Annotated in this window: 12 protein-coding genes; 11 read left to right on the forward strand and 1 reads right to left on the reverse strand. The window is 42.1% G+C overall.

Annotated features, from left to right (window positions below):
• Window positions 1-213: 213 nt before the first annotated feature.
• The 11 genes from RB622_RS27685 to RB622_RS27735 all read left to right on the forward strand — a co-directional run bounded on the left by RB622_RS27685 (window position 214) and on the right by RB622_RS27735 (window position 13,213).
• Window positions 214-1,299, forward strand: coding sequence for an Ldh family oxidoreductase (locus tag RB622_RS27685; protein WP_308050054.1), 1,086 nt, complete (start codon window positions 214-216; stop codon window positions 1,297-1,299).
• A 47-nt stretch (window positions 1,300-1,346) separates the two neighbouring features.
• Window positions 1,347-2,384 carry an endolytic transglycosylase MltG gene (gene mltG / locus RB622_RS27690; protein WP_308050055.1) on the forward strand — a complete coding sequence of 346 codons (1,038 nt, stop codon included), beginning with the start codon at window positions 1,347-1,349 and terminating at the stop codon, window positions 2,382-2,384.
• 34 nt (window positions 2,385-2,418) lie between these two features.
• The gene (locus tag RB622_RS27695) at window positions 2,419-2,835 is read left to right on the forward strand and encodes a thioesterase family protein (RefSeq protein WP_308050056.1); all 417 of its coding nucleotides are present in this window, start codon (window positions 2,419-2,421) and stop codon (window positions 2,833-2,835) included.
• A 15-nt stretch (window positions 2,836-2,850) separates the two neighbouring features.
• Window positions 2,851-3,774, forward strand: coding sequence for a YihY/virulence factor BrkB family protein (locus RB622_RS27700; protein ID WP_308050057.1), 924 nt, complete (start codon window positions 2,851-2,853; stop codon window positions 3,772-3,774).
• A gap of 121 nt (window positions 3,775-3,895) precedes the next feature.
• A complete protein-coding gene (locus RB622_RS27705; RefSeq protein WP_308050058.1) occupies window positions 3,896-4,891 on the forward strand; it encodes a glycosyltransferase in 996 nt (331 codons plus the stop codon).
• Window positions 4,892-4,920: 29 nt separating this feature from the next.
• The gene (locus RB622_RS27710; protein WP_308050060.1) at window positions 4,921-5,547 is read left to right on the forward strand and encodes an L-threonylcarbamoyladenylate synthase; all 627 of its coding nucleotides are present in this window, start codon (window positions 4,921-4,923) and stop codon (window positions 5,545-5,547) included.
• Between the two features lie 102 nt (window positions 5,548-5,649).
• Window positions 5,650-6,309, forward strand: coding sequence for a WbqC family protein (locus RB622_RS27715; RefSeq protein ID WP_308050061.1), 660 nt, complete (start codon window positions 5,650-5,652; stop codon window positions 6,307-6,309).
• Window positions 6,310-6,378: 69 nt separating this feature from the next.
• Window positions 6,379-8,919: an ATP-dependent Clp protease ATP-binding subunit gene (locus RB622_RS27720; protein WP_308050062.1), complete on the forward strand. Its 2,541-nt coding sequence runs from the start codon at window positions 6,379-6,381 to the stop codon at window positions 8,917-8,919.
• A 297-nt stretch (window positions 8,920-9,216) separates the two neighbouring features.
• A complete protein-coding gene (locus tag RB622_RS27725; RefSeq protein WP_308050063.1) occupies window positions 9,217-10,452 on the forward strand; it encodes an OmpA family protein in 1,236 nt (411 codons plus the stop codon).
• Between the two features lie 159 nt (window positions 10,453-10,611).
• Window positions 10,612-12,291: an alpha/beta hydrolase-fold protein gene (locus RB622_RS27730; RefSeq protein ID WP_308050064.1), complete on the forward strand. Its 1,680-nt coding sequence runs from the start codon at window positions 10,612-10,614 to the stop codon at window positions 12,289-12,291.
• Window positions 12,292-12,322: 31 nt separating this feature from the next.
• Window positions 12,323-13,213, forward strand: coding sequence for a sugar phosphate isomerase/epimerase (locus RB622_RS27735; RefSeq protein WP_308050065.1), 891 nt, complete (start codon window positions 12,323-12,325; stop codon window positions 13,211-13,213).
• Between the two features lie 541 nt (window positions 13,214-13,754).
• Here RB622_RS27735 and RB622_RS27740 read toward each other — a convergent pair.
• Window positions 13,755-13,961, reverse strand: a complete 207-nt coding sequence (locus RB622_RS27740; RefSeq protein WP_308050066.1) for a hypothetical protein — start codon at window positions 13,959-13,961, stop codon at window positions 13,755-13,757.
• Window positions 13,962-14,195 lie beyond the last annotated feature (234 nt).

Here is a 14,195-nt window from a genome sequence, read left to right on the forward strand (position 1 = left end):
CTACTGAAACTACGGTTTTTAGCGGTTTAAAGTTCAAATTTGTGGTATGATATCCGGGTTTTTTACGTTCATTTTATTCAGAAAATATTGATCCTCGTTCGGAAGTATTGTAACCTGCCTCCTGAATGCAGATATTTGCACCCTCAAATGCTGCAAAGGTTCGATTTTTATAAGGCATTCAGAAATTTCAAGCAATTCATTTAGTAAACGTATATGTACCAGGCTGATTATTTAAAGCATTTCACTGAGGAGGTATTTCTGGCGATAGGTTGCCCGGCCGAAGAGGCGGCTTTGGCATCGAATGTATTAATTAGTGCTGATTTAAGGGGTGTGGATTCGCACGGAATTGCCCGTTTGGCGGGTTATGTGCGTTTGTATGACAACGGCAGGTTAAATCCGGCACCGGAGGTAAAAGTGGTTTATGAAACGCCGAGCACAGCTGTTGTAGATGGCGATCGCGGTCTGGGACTGGTTGTGGCACCCAGAGCGATGGAAATTGCGATGGAGAAAGCCGATAAAGTTGGGTCGGGCTGGGTTTCCGTAAGGAATTCAAACCATTTCGGAATTGCCGGATATCATGCCATGCTTGCTTTGGAAAAAGATATGATTGGCTGGACGATGACCAATGCGGCTCCGCTTGTTGCCCCGACTTTTTCCCTGGATAAACTTTTGGGTACGAATCCGGTTGCAGTAGCTGTTCCGGCTTTGGAAGAACCGGCCTTTGTGGCTGATTTTGCCTCAACCGCTGTGGCCTATGGCAAGTTTGAAATTTTACAAAGAAAAGGTTTGCTAGCTCCTCTGGGCTGGGCGCAGGACGCAGAAGGAAATCCTACGACCGATTCCAACGCGGTGAAAAGTGGCGGCGGACTTTTACCGCTCGGTTCAGACCGTGAGCATGGAAGTCATAAAGGATATGGATTAGGTGCGATTGTCGATATTTTTTCCGGCGTACTTTCCGGTGCTAACTTTGGTCCGTGGGTTCCGCCTTTTGCGACGGCAGGGTTTATGTCGGCCAATGAAGGTGTTGGTCTGGGTACCGGCCACTTTTTGGGCGCCATGCGGGTTGACGGATTCCGTCCGGCCGATGATTTTAAGAAGGATATGGATAAGTGGATCCGTGCTTTCCGCGGTGCGCGGGCTGTTGCGGGGAAACAGGTTATTATTCCGGGAGATCCGGAACGCGAAATGGAAGCGCTGCGCAGCGTGGAAGGTATTGAACTTTTAGAACCGGTTGTTTTATCATTAGATGTACTGGCCAAAAGATTTGGAATACCATTTGAAATCAATTTATCAAAATAAAAAACACAGCCGGGGCGGCCCCGCCGAAAGCTGATAACCATAAAAATATGTCTCGTAATTTTAAAGTAGGATTGTTCTTAGTCATTGCAATTCTTACCACCACTTTTACCTTTTATTTTTGGCAGATATTCAAAACACCGAATTTGCAGGTCGATAAAAAAGAGAGCTTTGCCCTGTTGATTCCCGAGGGTGCAACGTATCAAACCGTCCTTGACTCTCTGGATAAACATCAGGTTATTAACGACAACATCTCTTTTCGTTTTTTAGCCAAATTGCTGAAATACACTGAAAATGTTAAGCCGGGACGTTATGTGATCAAACCTGAAACCGGAAACTACACGGGGATCAAAAAACTTCTTTCAGGCGCTCAGGATCCTGTAAAACTTACTTTTAACAACATCAGATTAAAAGAAGATCTGATCAAAAGAATCGGGAGCCGCTTTGAATTTGGCGAGACCAAATTTCGCGAGGCTTTGAACAGTGAGGAAGTTTGCAAGAAATATGGGCTGGACACGCTGACGATCGTTTCGATGTTTTTGCCGAATACCTATGATATTTTCTGGACAACGGGAACCGAAAAATTCCTGGACCGTATGCACAGCGAATATAAAAAATACTGGAGTAACGAAAAGGTGGCGAAAGCGAAAACAATCGGTTTAACACCCGTGCAGGTATCCATTCTGGCTTCTATCGTGGAGGAAGAACAGGCTCAGAAAGTGGACGAAAGACCGAAAGTTGCCGGGATGTACATCAACCGCCTGAATGCGCTGATGCCATTGCAGGCCGATCCGACGATTAAATTTGCGTTGCAGGATTTTGCGATCAAAAGAATATTGAACGATCAGTTAAGGGTTAAATCGCCTTATAATACCTATGTTAACACAGGATTGCCTCCGGGACCTATCCGTGTAGCCGATTTTAATTCGCTGGACGCGGTATTGAATTACGATAAACATGATTATTTGTATATGTGTGCCAAAGCCGATTTTTCCGGTTATCATGCCTTTGCAAAAACCTATCCTGATCATTTGAATAATGCAAGAATGTATCAGGCGGAATTGAACAAGCGGAAAATCATGAAATAGTTTTTCAGATTTGGCTTCCACTAATTAATTGAAGATGTTTACCTACGAAGTTAAGGGGATAAGAGTGCGGTATGCGGACACGGACCAGATGGGGTACGTGTACTATGGAAATTACGCAAGGTATTATGAAATCGGCCGTGTAGAGGCGTTGCGCAGTGTCGGATTTAGTTATAGGGAAATGGAAGAGGCGGGCGTAATGATGCCCGTCTATGAAAATCGCTCCCGGTATATGAAGCCGGCGCGTTATGATGACGAACTAACGATCAAGGTTGTTTTGAAGCATATGCCCCGTACGAGGGTTGTTTTTGAATATGAGATCAGGAATCAGGACGATGTTCTTTTGAATGTAGGAGAAACGACTTTGGTGTTTCAAATGCGGGATACCGCGAAACTTTGTGTGGCGCCGGAAGAGCTTTTGGCGAAATTGAATCCATATTTTCAGACATCGTAATTTAAAAGAAGTACCATGCTTGAAAAACTACTGCAAAACCATCAGGTAAAACGGTTGGTGGAATGGCTGCGTACCACCATGCTTTTTCGTGAGTCGGTTTCTTTGTATGATATTCTGGCCAATATCCGTAAAAATAACCACCGCTACGATATTGATCAGCGCGCTTCCGCGGTTGCATATAGTCTGACGCTTGCCTGTTTTCCTGCCATTATCTTTTTATTTACACTGGTTCCCTACATTCCGATCGATAATCTTGACGGGCAAATCCTGAGCGTTTTACGGGAGCTGATGCCGCGCGGGATCTATCAGGATGCAAAAAATACCATCACTGATATCATCAGCAGACCACGTAACAGTGTCCTTTCACTGGGTTTTATTTTTGCCCTGGTGGCATCAACCAACGGGATGCTGTCACTGATGCGGTCGTTTGATATGGTTTACGAAGATGAGGAAACCCGGGGATTTCTTGAAACAAGAGGTGTTGCCACGTTGCTGACCATTGTACTGGTAGCGGTCATGTTTTTATTGATTGTGCTGCTGATCGTAGGTGACGCGGTAAAAGGTATTGTTACTGAGTGGCATATTATCAACGATAACTGGATCGTATCGTCATTGAGTTTTACCCGATATCTCGTCAGTTTTGGTGCCTTGATGCTGGCAATTTCGATCATTTACCGGTTTGCCCCCTCAAAAGGAGGCCGGTATGCGTTTGTCAATACGGGTTCCATCATCTCTTCTGTATTGATTTTATTATCCACCTATGGCTTCTCGTTTTATTTATCCAGATTTACTTCTTACAACAAACTTTACGGCTCCATTGGCACGATGATCGCCCTGATGATCTGGTTTTATCTGCTGGCTTTTTTACTGATTCTGGGTTTTGAGGTCAATGCAGGCATCGCTTCCGCAGGGAAGAAAGTTACTCCGGAGAGATCCTGAATTACCGCAAACTAAGTACCCGTCGATATACTTTTTAATTTCTTTTAATTTCGTGACTTTTGATAAACAAGTTCGTATAAAGTCATATAAATGAGGTTGAAGCGATACAAACGGGTATTCAATGAGAGAGACTGAAAAACCTTTGGTGACTGTGGTTCTGACTGCCTTTAACCATGGAAAATATGTAAGTGAAACTTTAAATTCGATTTTCACGCAAACATATCCCCATGTTCAGGTTATTGTCATTGACAATGCAAGTACGGATAACACACTGTCGATAATTGAGAAAGTAGACCAGCACGTTTCGCCGTTCTGTCTGATTAAAAACCCGTCTAATCTGGGTTTATGTAAGGCATTTAACCAGGGGCTGGCTTTGGCGGAGGGGAAATATATTATAGACCTGGCCGGCGATGACATGATGCTTCCGGACCGGATAAAGCTTCAGGTTGAGGCTTTCGAGAATCTGGATGAAACCTATGGCGTTGTTTTTACAAATGCCCGGTATATGGAATCCGGCGGGCGCCTTGCAGCGTACCATTATTCCGTAAATAACGAGGATAAGGCCGATAAAATAATTCCTTCGGGTGACGTTTATAAAAGTGTCCTTGAAAATTATTTTATATGCACGCCCACCATGATGATGCGCACCAAAATGCTCACAGAGATGGGGGGCTATGACGAGTCATTGTTTTTTGAAGATTTTGATTTTTGGGTACGTTCTTCGGTGCATTACAAGTATTTTTATCTGGATAAAGTGCTGACATGGAAACGAAATGTGCCGGATTCGTTAAGCAAACAGATTTATAAAAAAGGCAACCGGTTGCTTGAAACCTGCTATATCGTGTGTAACAAGGCCTATGACCTTAACCGGGATCAGGAAGAATTTGATCTGTTGGCGGCCAGGATTCGTACATTTATCAGGAAATGCTTTTATGCACAGGAATTTGAGCTTGCAGTTCGTTTTAGGCGGTTACTTAACTACATCGAAAACCCAGGTTTTGTTACCGAAATGATCGTTGTCATGTGTCGTCTGCATCTGCCGATAAATGGTTTGTACCGGTTTTATCTTAATAATTTACAAAAAAGAGTTCCGGAGCGGAAGGATTTAGCCTTTTGAATTGTTAGTTCAGAAAAATAGCCCAATCTATGCCAGCTGAATTAATTCGAATATATCCTGAAAATCCTGACGAAAGAAGAATCCGCCAGGTTGTTGATTGCCTTCGTGATGGAGGTCTGGTGATTTATCCCACCGATACAGTTTACGGATTAGGTTGTGATATTTTTAATACCCGGGCTGTGGAAAAAATAGCACGGATCAAAGGGATCAAACCACAGAAAAATGATTTTTCGTTTATCTGTTATGATCTGAGCCACATTGCAGATTTTGCCCGGGTAGGGAATTCTGCTTTCAAACTGATGAAAAAAGTGCTTCCCGGGCCTTATACCTTCATTCTGGATGCCAATAGCCAGGTTCCCAGGTTATTGAATACCAATAAAAAAACAGTAGGGATACGTGTCCCCGACAATCTTATTCCACGACTAATCGTTAAAGAGCTTGGAAACCCGATTGTAACAACTTCCATCAAGGACGATGACGAGATCATAGAATATTCCACAGATCCGGAATTGATTTACGAGAAATTTCAGCATCAGGTCGATATCGTTGTCGATGGCGGGTACGGAGGCAATGTCGGTTCCACAATTATTCTTGCCGTTAACGACGAATTTGAAATTATCAGAGAAGGGTTAGGTGATACAAGTCTGTTTTTGTGATACGAATTGTAACTATTTGAGTTATGATTGTATTAAAAAGATTCCGTTAAATAATTGTTATCATTTTTTTGATAATATCATCCGCCTTTCTCATATTTGATAGTGTCAGAAATTAATAATATTATTCAACCTGAAAAAGCAGTACGGTTTGAATTACAGTATCTTCCTTGTCTGGAATATTTTGCTTGTATTTTAAGTAACGATTTGATTTGGATAGATATCGAGGAAAAGTACGTGAAGCAGACCTATCGGAATCGTTGCAGTGTTTTAACAACCAATAAAGTTGACACTTTAACTGTTCCGGTTCAGGGATATGACCAGAATACTCCAACAAAAGATATAAAAATCGATCACAGTCAGCATTGGATAAGACGTCACTGGGGATGTTTTAAATCGGCTTATGGCAAGTCGCCCTATTATGAATTTTATGCAGATGAACTTCAGGCTGTTTATTTGAAAAAACCTGAATTTCTTGTCGATCTAAATTATGAATTATTGACAATTTGTCTTAGATTGTTGGGTATAAGAAAGGATATTAGGTACAATTTGTCAGTGCCTTTGGAAGAGCATAAAGGGGTTATAGATGCGATATCCTTAATAAATGATAAAAAGAATAGGAATTTAAATAAATATTATCAGCCAATTGCGTACTATCAGACTTTCGGGAATGATTTTGTAAGTAACTTAAGTATTGTCGATTTATTATTTAATATGGGGCCCGAAGCGAGGAGTATTTTGCTGAGATCTTGTAAGCAACAATAAATCTGCTATTTTGAACAAAGATGTATCAAGTAGCGTTTAGAATATTAAGACACATTTTTATTGCTACACATGGAAGCAAAATTTTCAAATAGAGTAAAAGAAGTAATCTCTCTGAGTCGGGAAGAAGCTTTACGACTTGGCCACGATTATATCGGTGCCGAACATCTGTTACTTGGAATGATTCGTGAGGGTGATGGTGTTGCTATTGGTTTACTTAAAAAGCTGGGCGTATCCCTGGATGATGTTCGACAGACGATCGAACAGGCTACGAAGGGTGCGGCAACTAATAATGTTAAAAATCTGCAGAATATCCCGCTCACCAGGCAGTCTGAAAAGGTGTTGAAAATTACATATCTGGAGGCAAAGATTTTTAAAAGTCCTCTGATAGGAACTGAACATTTGCTCCTGTCCATCTTACGTGACGAGGACAACGTTGGCACACAGATCCTGCATAAATTTAATGTTAACTACGAAGTCATTAAAGAGATGTTAGAATATCAATCATCAGGAACAAAACCCCATATGGGTCCGGAAACCGAAGACGGAGACGATGAAGCAAGAGGAGGGATGTTCGGTGGAGGCGGAGGCGCAGCTTCCGGAAAAGAATCAAAGGGTGCAGAAAAATCACGCACGCCTGTACTGGATAACTTCGGACGCGATCTAACGAAAATGGCTGAGGTTGGAAAACTTGACCCTATTGTTGGACGTGAAAAGGAAATTGAACGTGTAGCGCAAATACTTAGCCGTCGTAAAAAGAATAATCCGATCCTTATCGGTGAACCGGGTGTCGGTAAAACGGCCATCGCTGAAGGTTTGGCTTTAAGAATTGTTCAGAAAAAAGTGTCACGTGTTCTTTTCGGTAAAAGAGTGGTAACACTGGATCTTGCTTCACTGGTTGCAGGAACAAAATACCGCGGTCAGTTTGAAGAAAGAATGAAAGCGGTTATGAATGAACTGGAAAAATCTCCGGATGTCATCCTTTTCATTGATGAGCTTCATACAATCGTGGGTGCTGGTGGTGCTTCCGGTTCTCTGGATGCTTCGAACATGTTTAAACCGGCGTTATCACGCGGAGAAATCCAGTGTATCGGTGCAACAACCCTGGATGAATATCGCCAGTACATTGAGAAAGATGGTGCGCTTGCCCGTCGTTTCCAAATGGTTATGGTTGATGCGACATCGATCGAAGAAACAATTCAGATCCTTGAAAATATCAAGGACAAATATGAAGATCACCACCATGTAAGTTACACGCCCGAATCGATCAGCACGGCTGTGAAATTGTCGGAACGTTATATTACAGACCGTTTCCTTCCCGACAAAGCGATTGACGTTTTGGATGAGGTGGGTGCAAGAGTACATATCAGCAACATTACTGTCCCTGAGGATATCCTTCATTTGGAAGAACAAATTGAAAATATCAAACAGGAAAAAAACAGGGTTGTTAAGAGTCAGAAATACGAGGAAGCGGCTCAGTTGCGTGATCGTGAAAAGAAATTGATCGATCAGCTTGACCGTGCTAAACTTGCCTGGGAAGAAGAAACCAAGCAAAAAAGATATACTGTTACAGAGCATAATGTTGCCGAAGTAGTAGCGATGATGACCGGAATTCCCGTGACCAACGTGTCGATGGATGAAGGAAAGAAATTGCTTAAGATGGCAGATGAGCTTAAAGCGAAAGTAATTGGTCAGAACCCACCGATTGAAAAATTGGTAAAAGCGATTCAACGTACACGGGTAGGTTTGAAAGATCCTAAGAAACCGATCGGTTCTTTTATCTTCCTTGGCCCAACGGGTGTAGGTAAAACGGAATTAGCAAAAGTTCTTGCCACTTATTTGTTCGACAAAGACGATGCCCTTGTGCGTATCGATATGAGCGAATACATGGAGAAATTCAGCGTATCGCGTTTGGTTGGAGCACCTCCGGGCTATGTGGGTTACGAAGAAGGTGGTCAGTTGACTGAAAAAATTCGTCGTAAACCTTACAGCGTTGTCTTGTTGGATGAAATCGAAAAAGCCCACCCGGATGTTTTCAACATCTTGCTTCAGGTGCTTGACGATGGTATTTTGACAGATGGACTAGGTCGCCGTGTTGATTTCCGGAATACTATTATCATCATGACTTCCAACATCGGTGCACGTGACTTGAAAGATTTTGGTTCAGGAATCGGTTTCTCGACGAGAGCGAAATCTGATAATCAGGATGAAATTATGAAGAGTACGATTCAAAGTGCACTTCGTAAGGCATTCTCTCCGGAATTCCTTAACCGTCTGGATGATGTGATCGTGTTTAACTCACTGCAACGTGAAGATCTGCACCGTATCATTGATATCTCGCTGGGTAAATTGTTCAACCGCGTGAAAGGTCTGGGTTACGAAATTGAACTTACAGTTGAGGCGAAAGATTTTCTTTCTGAAAAAGGATATGATCCTCAGTACGGAGCCCGTCCATTAAACAGAGCCATTCAAAAATATCTTGAAGATCCTGTTGCGGAAGAAATTCTTAAAGGAGATTTGAGAGAAGGGGATGTTTTGGTCGCAACGCATGTTGAAAACAGCGAGGAGCTGACGATCACGGTTAGAAAAAAAGAAGAAGAAGTAGCAAATTGATTTAAGATCAACTTGCAGTTGGATATAGTTGAAGAGGCAGGTCTTTTGATCCTGCCTCTTTTCTTTTTTAAGGTACTTTAGATGGCTATTTGTATTGAGCCTTTAACCCCGTTTTAATATACCAAGTAACCACCTTGTTATATTAAAAGATTATCACGCTGTTTCAAAACTTTCTTGTTAATTTTAGTGACGAATTGATAAGAGTCTGTGATTAAAATATTATTAATTTGCATATCCTCCAGATAAATTATGAACTATGATTTTTAACTTAAAACAAGACAACGAATACCAACCATTATGGCTGTCAATTTACTGGAGTTAACAAAGGGATATATTACAAAGGAAGTCGGTTATATTATATCTGCATTAACCGAAGAGAGTACAGGGGATGTCCAGGCCGCTTTATTAGGCACCCTTCCGGGGCTGATAGGCGCTATTATGAACAAAGCATCCACTTCGGGTGGTGTTCATGAGCTCATCGGTCTGATGAATCTCAACAATGAAGACTACGTTTTAAAAGATCTTGCCGGCGTTTTGTCTGATCCGGTCAAGTCGAAAGATTTGATTACGATGGGTCTTTCCCTGCTTCCTATGTTACTGGATACGGATCTTAAAATTGTGACGGATTCTATTTCAGCTTCAACGGGCCTGAAAAGTTACTCTGTTTCAAATATTCTTAGCATTTCCGCTCCGATTGTTTTGAGCGTTGTTGGAAAACAAGTGAAGGAAAAATCAATAGATCCTTTAAAACTTACCAACCTTTTAGTCGGTCAAAAGGAATTTATTCTCAAATTTTTACCCAAAGATCTTGTGGCGCTTTGGGATTTTAAAGGGCTTGAAGAGCTAAATAAAAATCTCCAGCGTAACCCGCTAAGCGAGCATCATCTGGAACACAAACCGGTTTCCGGTAAAAAGAAACTAGGTTATCTCTTGGCGGCTATTTTGTTTTTATCCCTGATAATCTGGGGGTATAAAAAATTGAACAGGGGCGAGGAAACCGTGGTTGTTGAAGATTTTCCTGTTGAAGCCGGAGGTACCCAAAAGCCTGCAAAAGGAATTACAAACAGCGGTCCGGGAAGACTTGTAACCCGGCAGCTGCCAAAAGATATCGAACTTAGTATTCCGGAACGTGGTACTGAATCGAAGTTACTCGACTTTGTAGAAGATTCAAGCCTGACCGTCGATAAGGATGTGTGGATCGATTTTGACAGAATTGTTTTTGACCCGAACATGGCTGAACTCAATACGGAGTCAGAGGAGCAGGTCAATAACATTGCCGAGATTATGCGGGCTTATCCTAATGTAAATATTAAGATCGGAGGATATACGGATAATAGCGGCGATGCTGCGGCCAATCTTAGTTTGTCGAAAAACAGGGCAGATGCAGTGAAAAGAAGCATCGTAAAAAAGAATATAAAAGCCAGTCGTATTCAATCGGAAGGTTATGGAATTGACCATCCGATCGAAAGCAATGATACCGAGGAAGGGCGGGCAAAAAACCGCCGGATTGCGATCAATGTGACAAGAAAATAGAACATGGTGACTAAGGGAAAGGCCTGATTTTCGAATCAGGCCTTTTTTTTGCGTCTCCATTTGCAATATTCAAAGAATCGGATTAGCAATTAAGAAAAAGCGAAGGAGAACATTATGATTTAGATTATATTTAAACTTTGGAAGTTTAGATATTGATATATGAAAGGAAATTCCCGGTTTGGTATATTTTGTGCACTTGCACTTGTATTAATAGGTTCGTTGCTGGCTTCCGGGCAGAAATTATCTGAAGGACCGCAGGTTCTGACTTTTTTTTCAGCGGCAGATGACACAGAACAACCTTATGGCCTCTACCTTCCCCAAAATTACGATGCTTCCAAAAAATATCCGCTGGTGATGATGCTGCATGGCGCAGGTTCCAACCACCGTCTTGCTTTACGCCGGGTTTTTGGTAAAAGCAATGCGGAAGGAGAAACCGACGTGGAAGCCACACGCTATTTTCCCGCCTGGGACGACGTGGATTTCATTGTAGCTTCGCCTTATGCACGCGGGACAGCCGGTTATCAGGGAATTCCCGAGCAGGACGTGTACGATGTGCTTGCCGATGTAAAAAGGAGATTTAATATTGACGAAGACCGGACCTATCTGACAGGTTTATCGATGGGCGGTGGCGGAACCCTTTGGATTGGGCTGACGCGCCCGGATATCTGGGCTGCGATCGCACCGGTTTGCCCGGCGCCTCCGGCAGGAACGATTGATTTAGCCGGTAATGCTTCAAATTTATCCGTTCATTTTTTTCACGGGGATAAGGACCCTGTTGTACCCGTGGAGGGAACGAGGGCATGGGTTTCCAAAATGCAGGATATGGGGGTAGAGGTTACCTATAAAGAATTTGTCGATGTCAAACACGACAGCTGGGTAAATGCCTATGACGAGGAATTTATTTTCGGATGGTTTAATCAGGTCAGAAATCTTTATCCCAACACGGTGAAATTTGCCAGTAAGTTTTACAAATATAACAAAGCCTATTGGGTGCAGCTGGATGGCATCAAAAGCGGTTTGCTTGCTGAAATCGATGCAGGTTTCAAGAAAGGAAATAACATTGAGGTTAAAACGAAGAACCTCGAAGCATTTTCGCTTAAACTGAAAGGACACCCGCGGTTCAGTGCCGGACAAAATTATAATGTGGTCGTTGACGGCATTGCGTTGTCGGGCAGGGTTGACAGCACGGCTTCTTTTGTAAAAAAAGGAAATACCTGGACGATTGTTGAACAACAGAGTCCTCTTGGACAAATAAAAAGAAAAGGCGCCGAAGGGCCAATTTTTGACGCTTTCTCAACGCGTCATATCTACGTTTACGGGACAGCTGATAACCCGTCACCGGAAGAATTGAAAAAACGCCTGGATATCGCCAATGCGGCGGCAGACTGGTCAGCTTATCGTGGTCCGTTTTTAGGCCGGGTTATGTTTTTTCCCAGAGTCGTGGCAGACAAGGAGGTAAGGGAAAGTGACTATGCAAGCGCAAATCTTATTCTTTTCGGAACGAAAGAAAGTAATGCCGTTATTAACAAATATGCTGATAAACTGCCGATACATTTAAATGCTTCTGCATCCAATTATGGACTGCTGTATGTATTTCCGGTTGCCGATCATTATGTGACTGTAAGTTCCGGCTTACCGTGGTGGACCGGAGCAGAGGATCAGGGTTTCCCGTTTGTTCCGGCAACACACAGAAGTTTGCCGGAATTCAAGGACCTTTTGTTTTTCAAAGACTCGTTTAAAAACATCGTAACGGACGGATATTTTACCCAGGATTGGAAATTGCCGGATACGGTACTTACACCCATGAACAGTTCGGGCGTTATAACCATAACAAAGTAGTAGTTTTATTTATCTTTTGTCACCAGGCCAAATGGACTTTAACCAGAAAATCTCGCGGAAATCTTTTCTCCGTACCAGTGCAGTAGCACTATCAATCCCTTTGCTTTCACGTATTCCTTCGATGGCGAAAGGATCGTCTAAAATTGGTTTGCAGCTTTATACTTTGAGAGATGACCTAAGCAAGGATCTTGAAGGAACGCTTAAAAAAGTGGCGGCAATCGGCTATAAAGAAGTGGAAACATTTGGCTATACCGACGGAAAATTCTTTGGCAAAACGGTTAAGGAATTTAAATCGATATTGAATGGGCTGGGGTTAAATCCCGTGAGCGGCCACTATGGCGCTGGAATTTCTTCCCCCGACAGAAAAGGCTCGTTATCGAACGATTGGAAACGTGCCGTGGATGATTCAGCTGAATTAGGCCAGAAATACATGATGTGCGCTTATCTGACGCCTGACGAACGTAAATCCATTGACGATTACAAAAAATACGCAGTGCTTTTCAATAAGTCAGGCGAGATCTGTAAGGCGGCGGGGATTCAGTTTGGTTACCATAACCACGATTTTGAATTCCAGAAACTTGACGGACAGCTTCCCTACGATATTATCACAAAGGATACGGATGCTTCTCTTGTGAAACTTGAGCTGGATTTATACTGGGCTGTAAGAGCCGGTTTGGATCCTGTGGCGCTATTCAAGCAGCATCCGGGCCGTTTCCCTTTATGGCACGTTAAAGACATGGAGAAAGGGCCGGGTAAAGCGTTTGCTGAAGTTGGAACGGGCGCGATTGATTTTGCAAAAATATTTGCTGCAAGAAAAACGGCTGGCATGACGCATTTCTTCGTGGAGCAGGATGTTTGTAAAAGACCTCCTTTGGAAGCCATTGCAATCAGTTATGGTAATCTTGTGAAGATGAAGGTTTAGACTTTTGATAAAAGGATAGTAATTTCTAGAAATACAAAAAGCCTGACCGTTTTGGATCAGGCTCTTTGTTTGATAACTGATTCAATACCCAATTTTTATCAGTTCAAAATTTTCATTAGAAAACGAGGTAAGATCATTAACGCCATGACACCTGTCGCGACGATAGCGATTGTAACAAACAGCCATCTCTTTTCCTCTACTTTGTCCATTCTTGTTACTTCGTGCTTTTCAAGTTCTTTAAATAGGTAAAACATAACAATTGCCAAAGGAGAAAAAAACGCTATTGTGGTCAATATTTTGGGCAAAAGATGATCCGCTCTCAGTAACCCTATCAATGAAAAACCATGCATAACCTTTTTCAAAACTATGTCAATAATTATCCACAAGGCCATGTAATGGAGCACAAATACTGTTGACATCGATAATCGATAATCAATGTTTTTCGATCCCGAATTTTTGCTTGCTCGAGTATAGAAAAAATTCCTTAGGTTGATAAAAAAAATTAACATGGTTTTGTATTCGTGTAATAAATTTAAGAAAATTAATCAAGCTCATCATAAACGGCCATCCCAATTGAAGCTGTACCGGCAGCTGCTGCTAACCAGAATGAGCTAAAAACAAGTCCTGTAAACCCGACGCCCCATACAACTGTTTTCACCTGATTCCAAGTGGATAGCCTATCCCAGTTATAGTCGGCATCACTCCAAACGACCAAAATCTCTTTTCCATCTATACCCAAACTCGTCAATAGAAAGAGGTTCAAGTCTTCTCCTCCTGCTACTTCATCAATGAAATAATTGCTATTTAAATGTCATAGTAATGATGATACTAATATATTTTCTAATTTAAATCAAACTAATCCACTATTTTGTTACTTAGTTACGATTTAATCGTCTTACTACCGTTACTTACACTATAAACTAAAAAAACATGAGAAATTTATTACCATGGAAGTACTTAGTTTCACTCACTCTCTCACTAT

The sequence above is a fragment of the Dyadobacter sp. LHD-138 genome (genome assembly GCF_030929615.1).
GTDB lineage: Bacteria > Bacteroidota > Bacteroidia > Cytophagales > Spirosomataceae > Dyadobacter.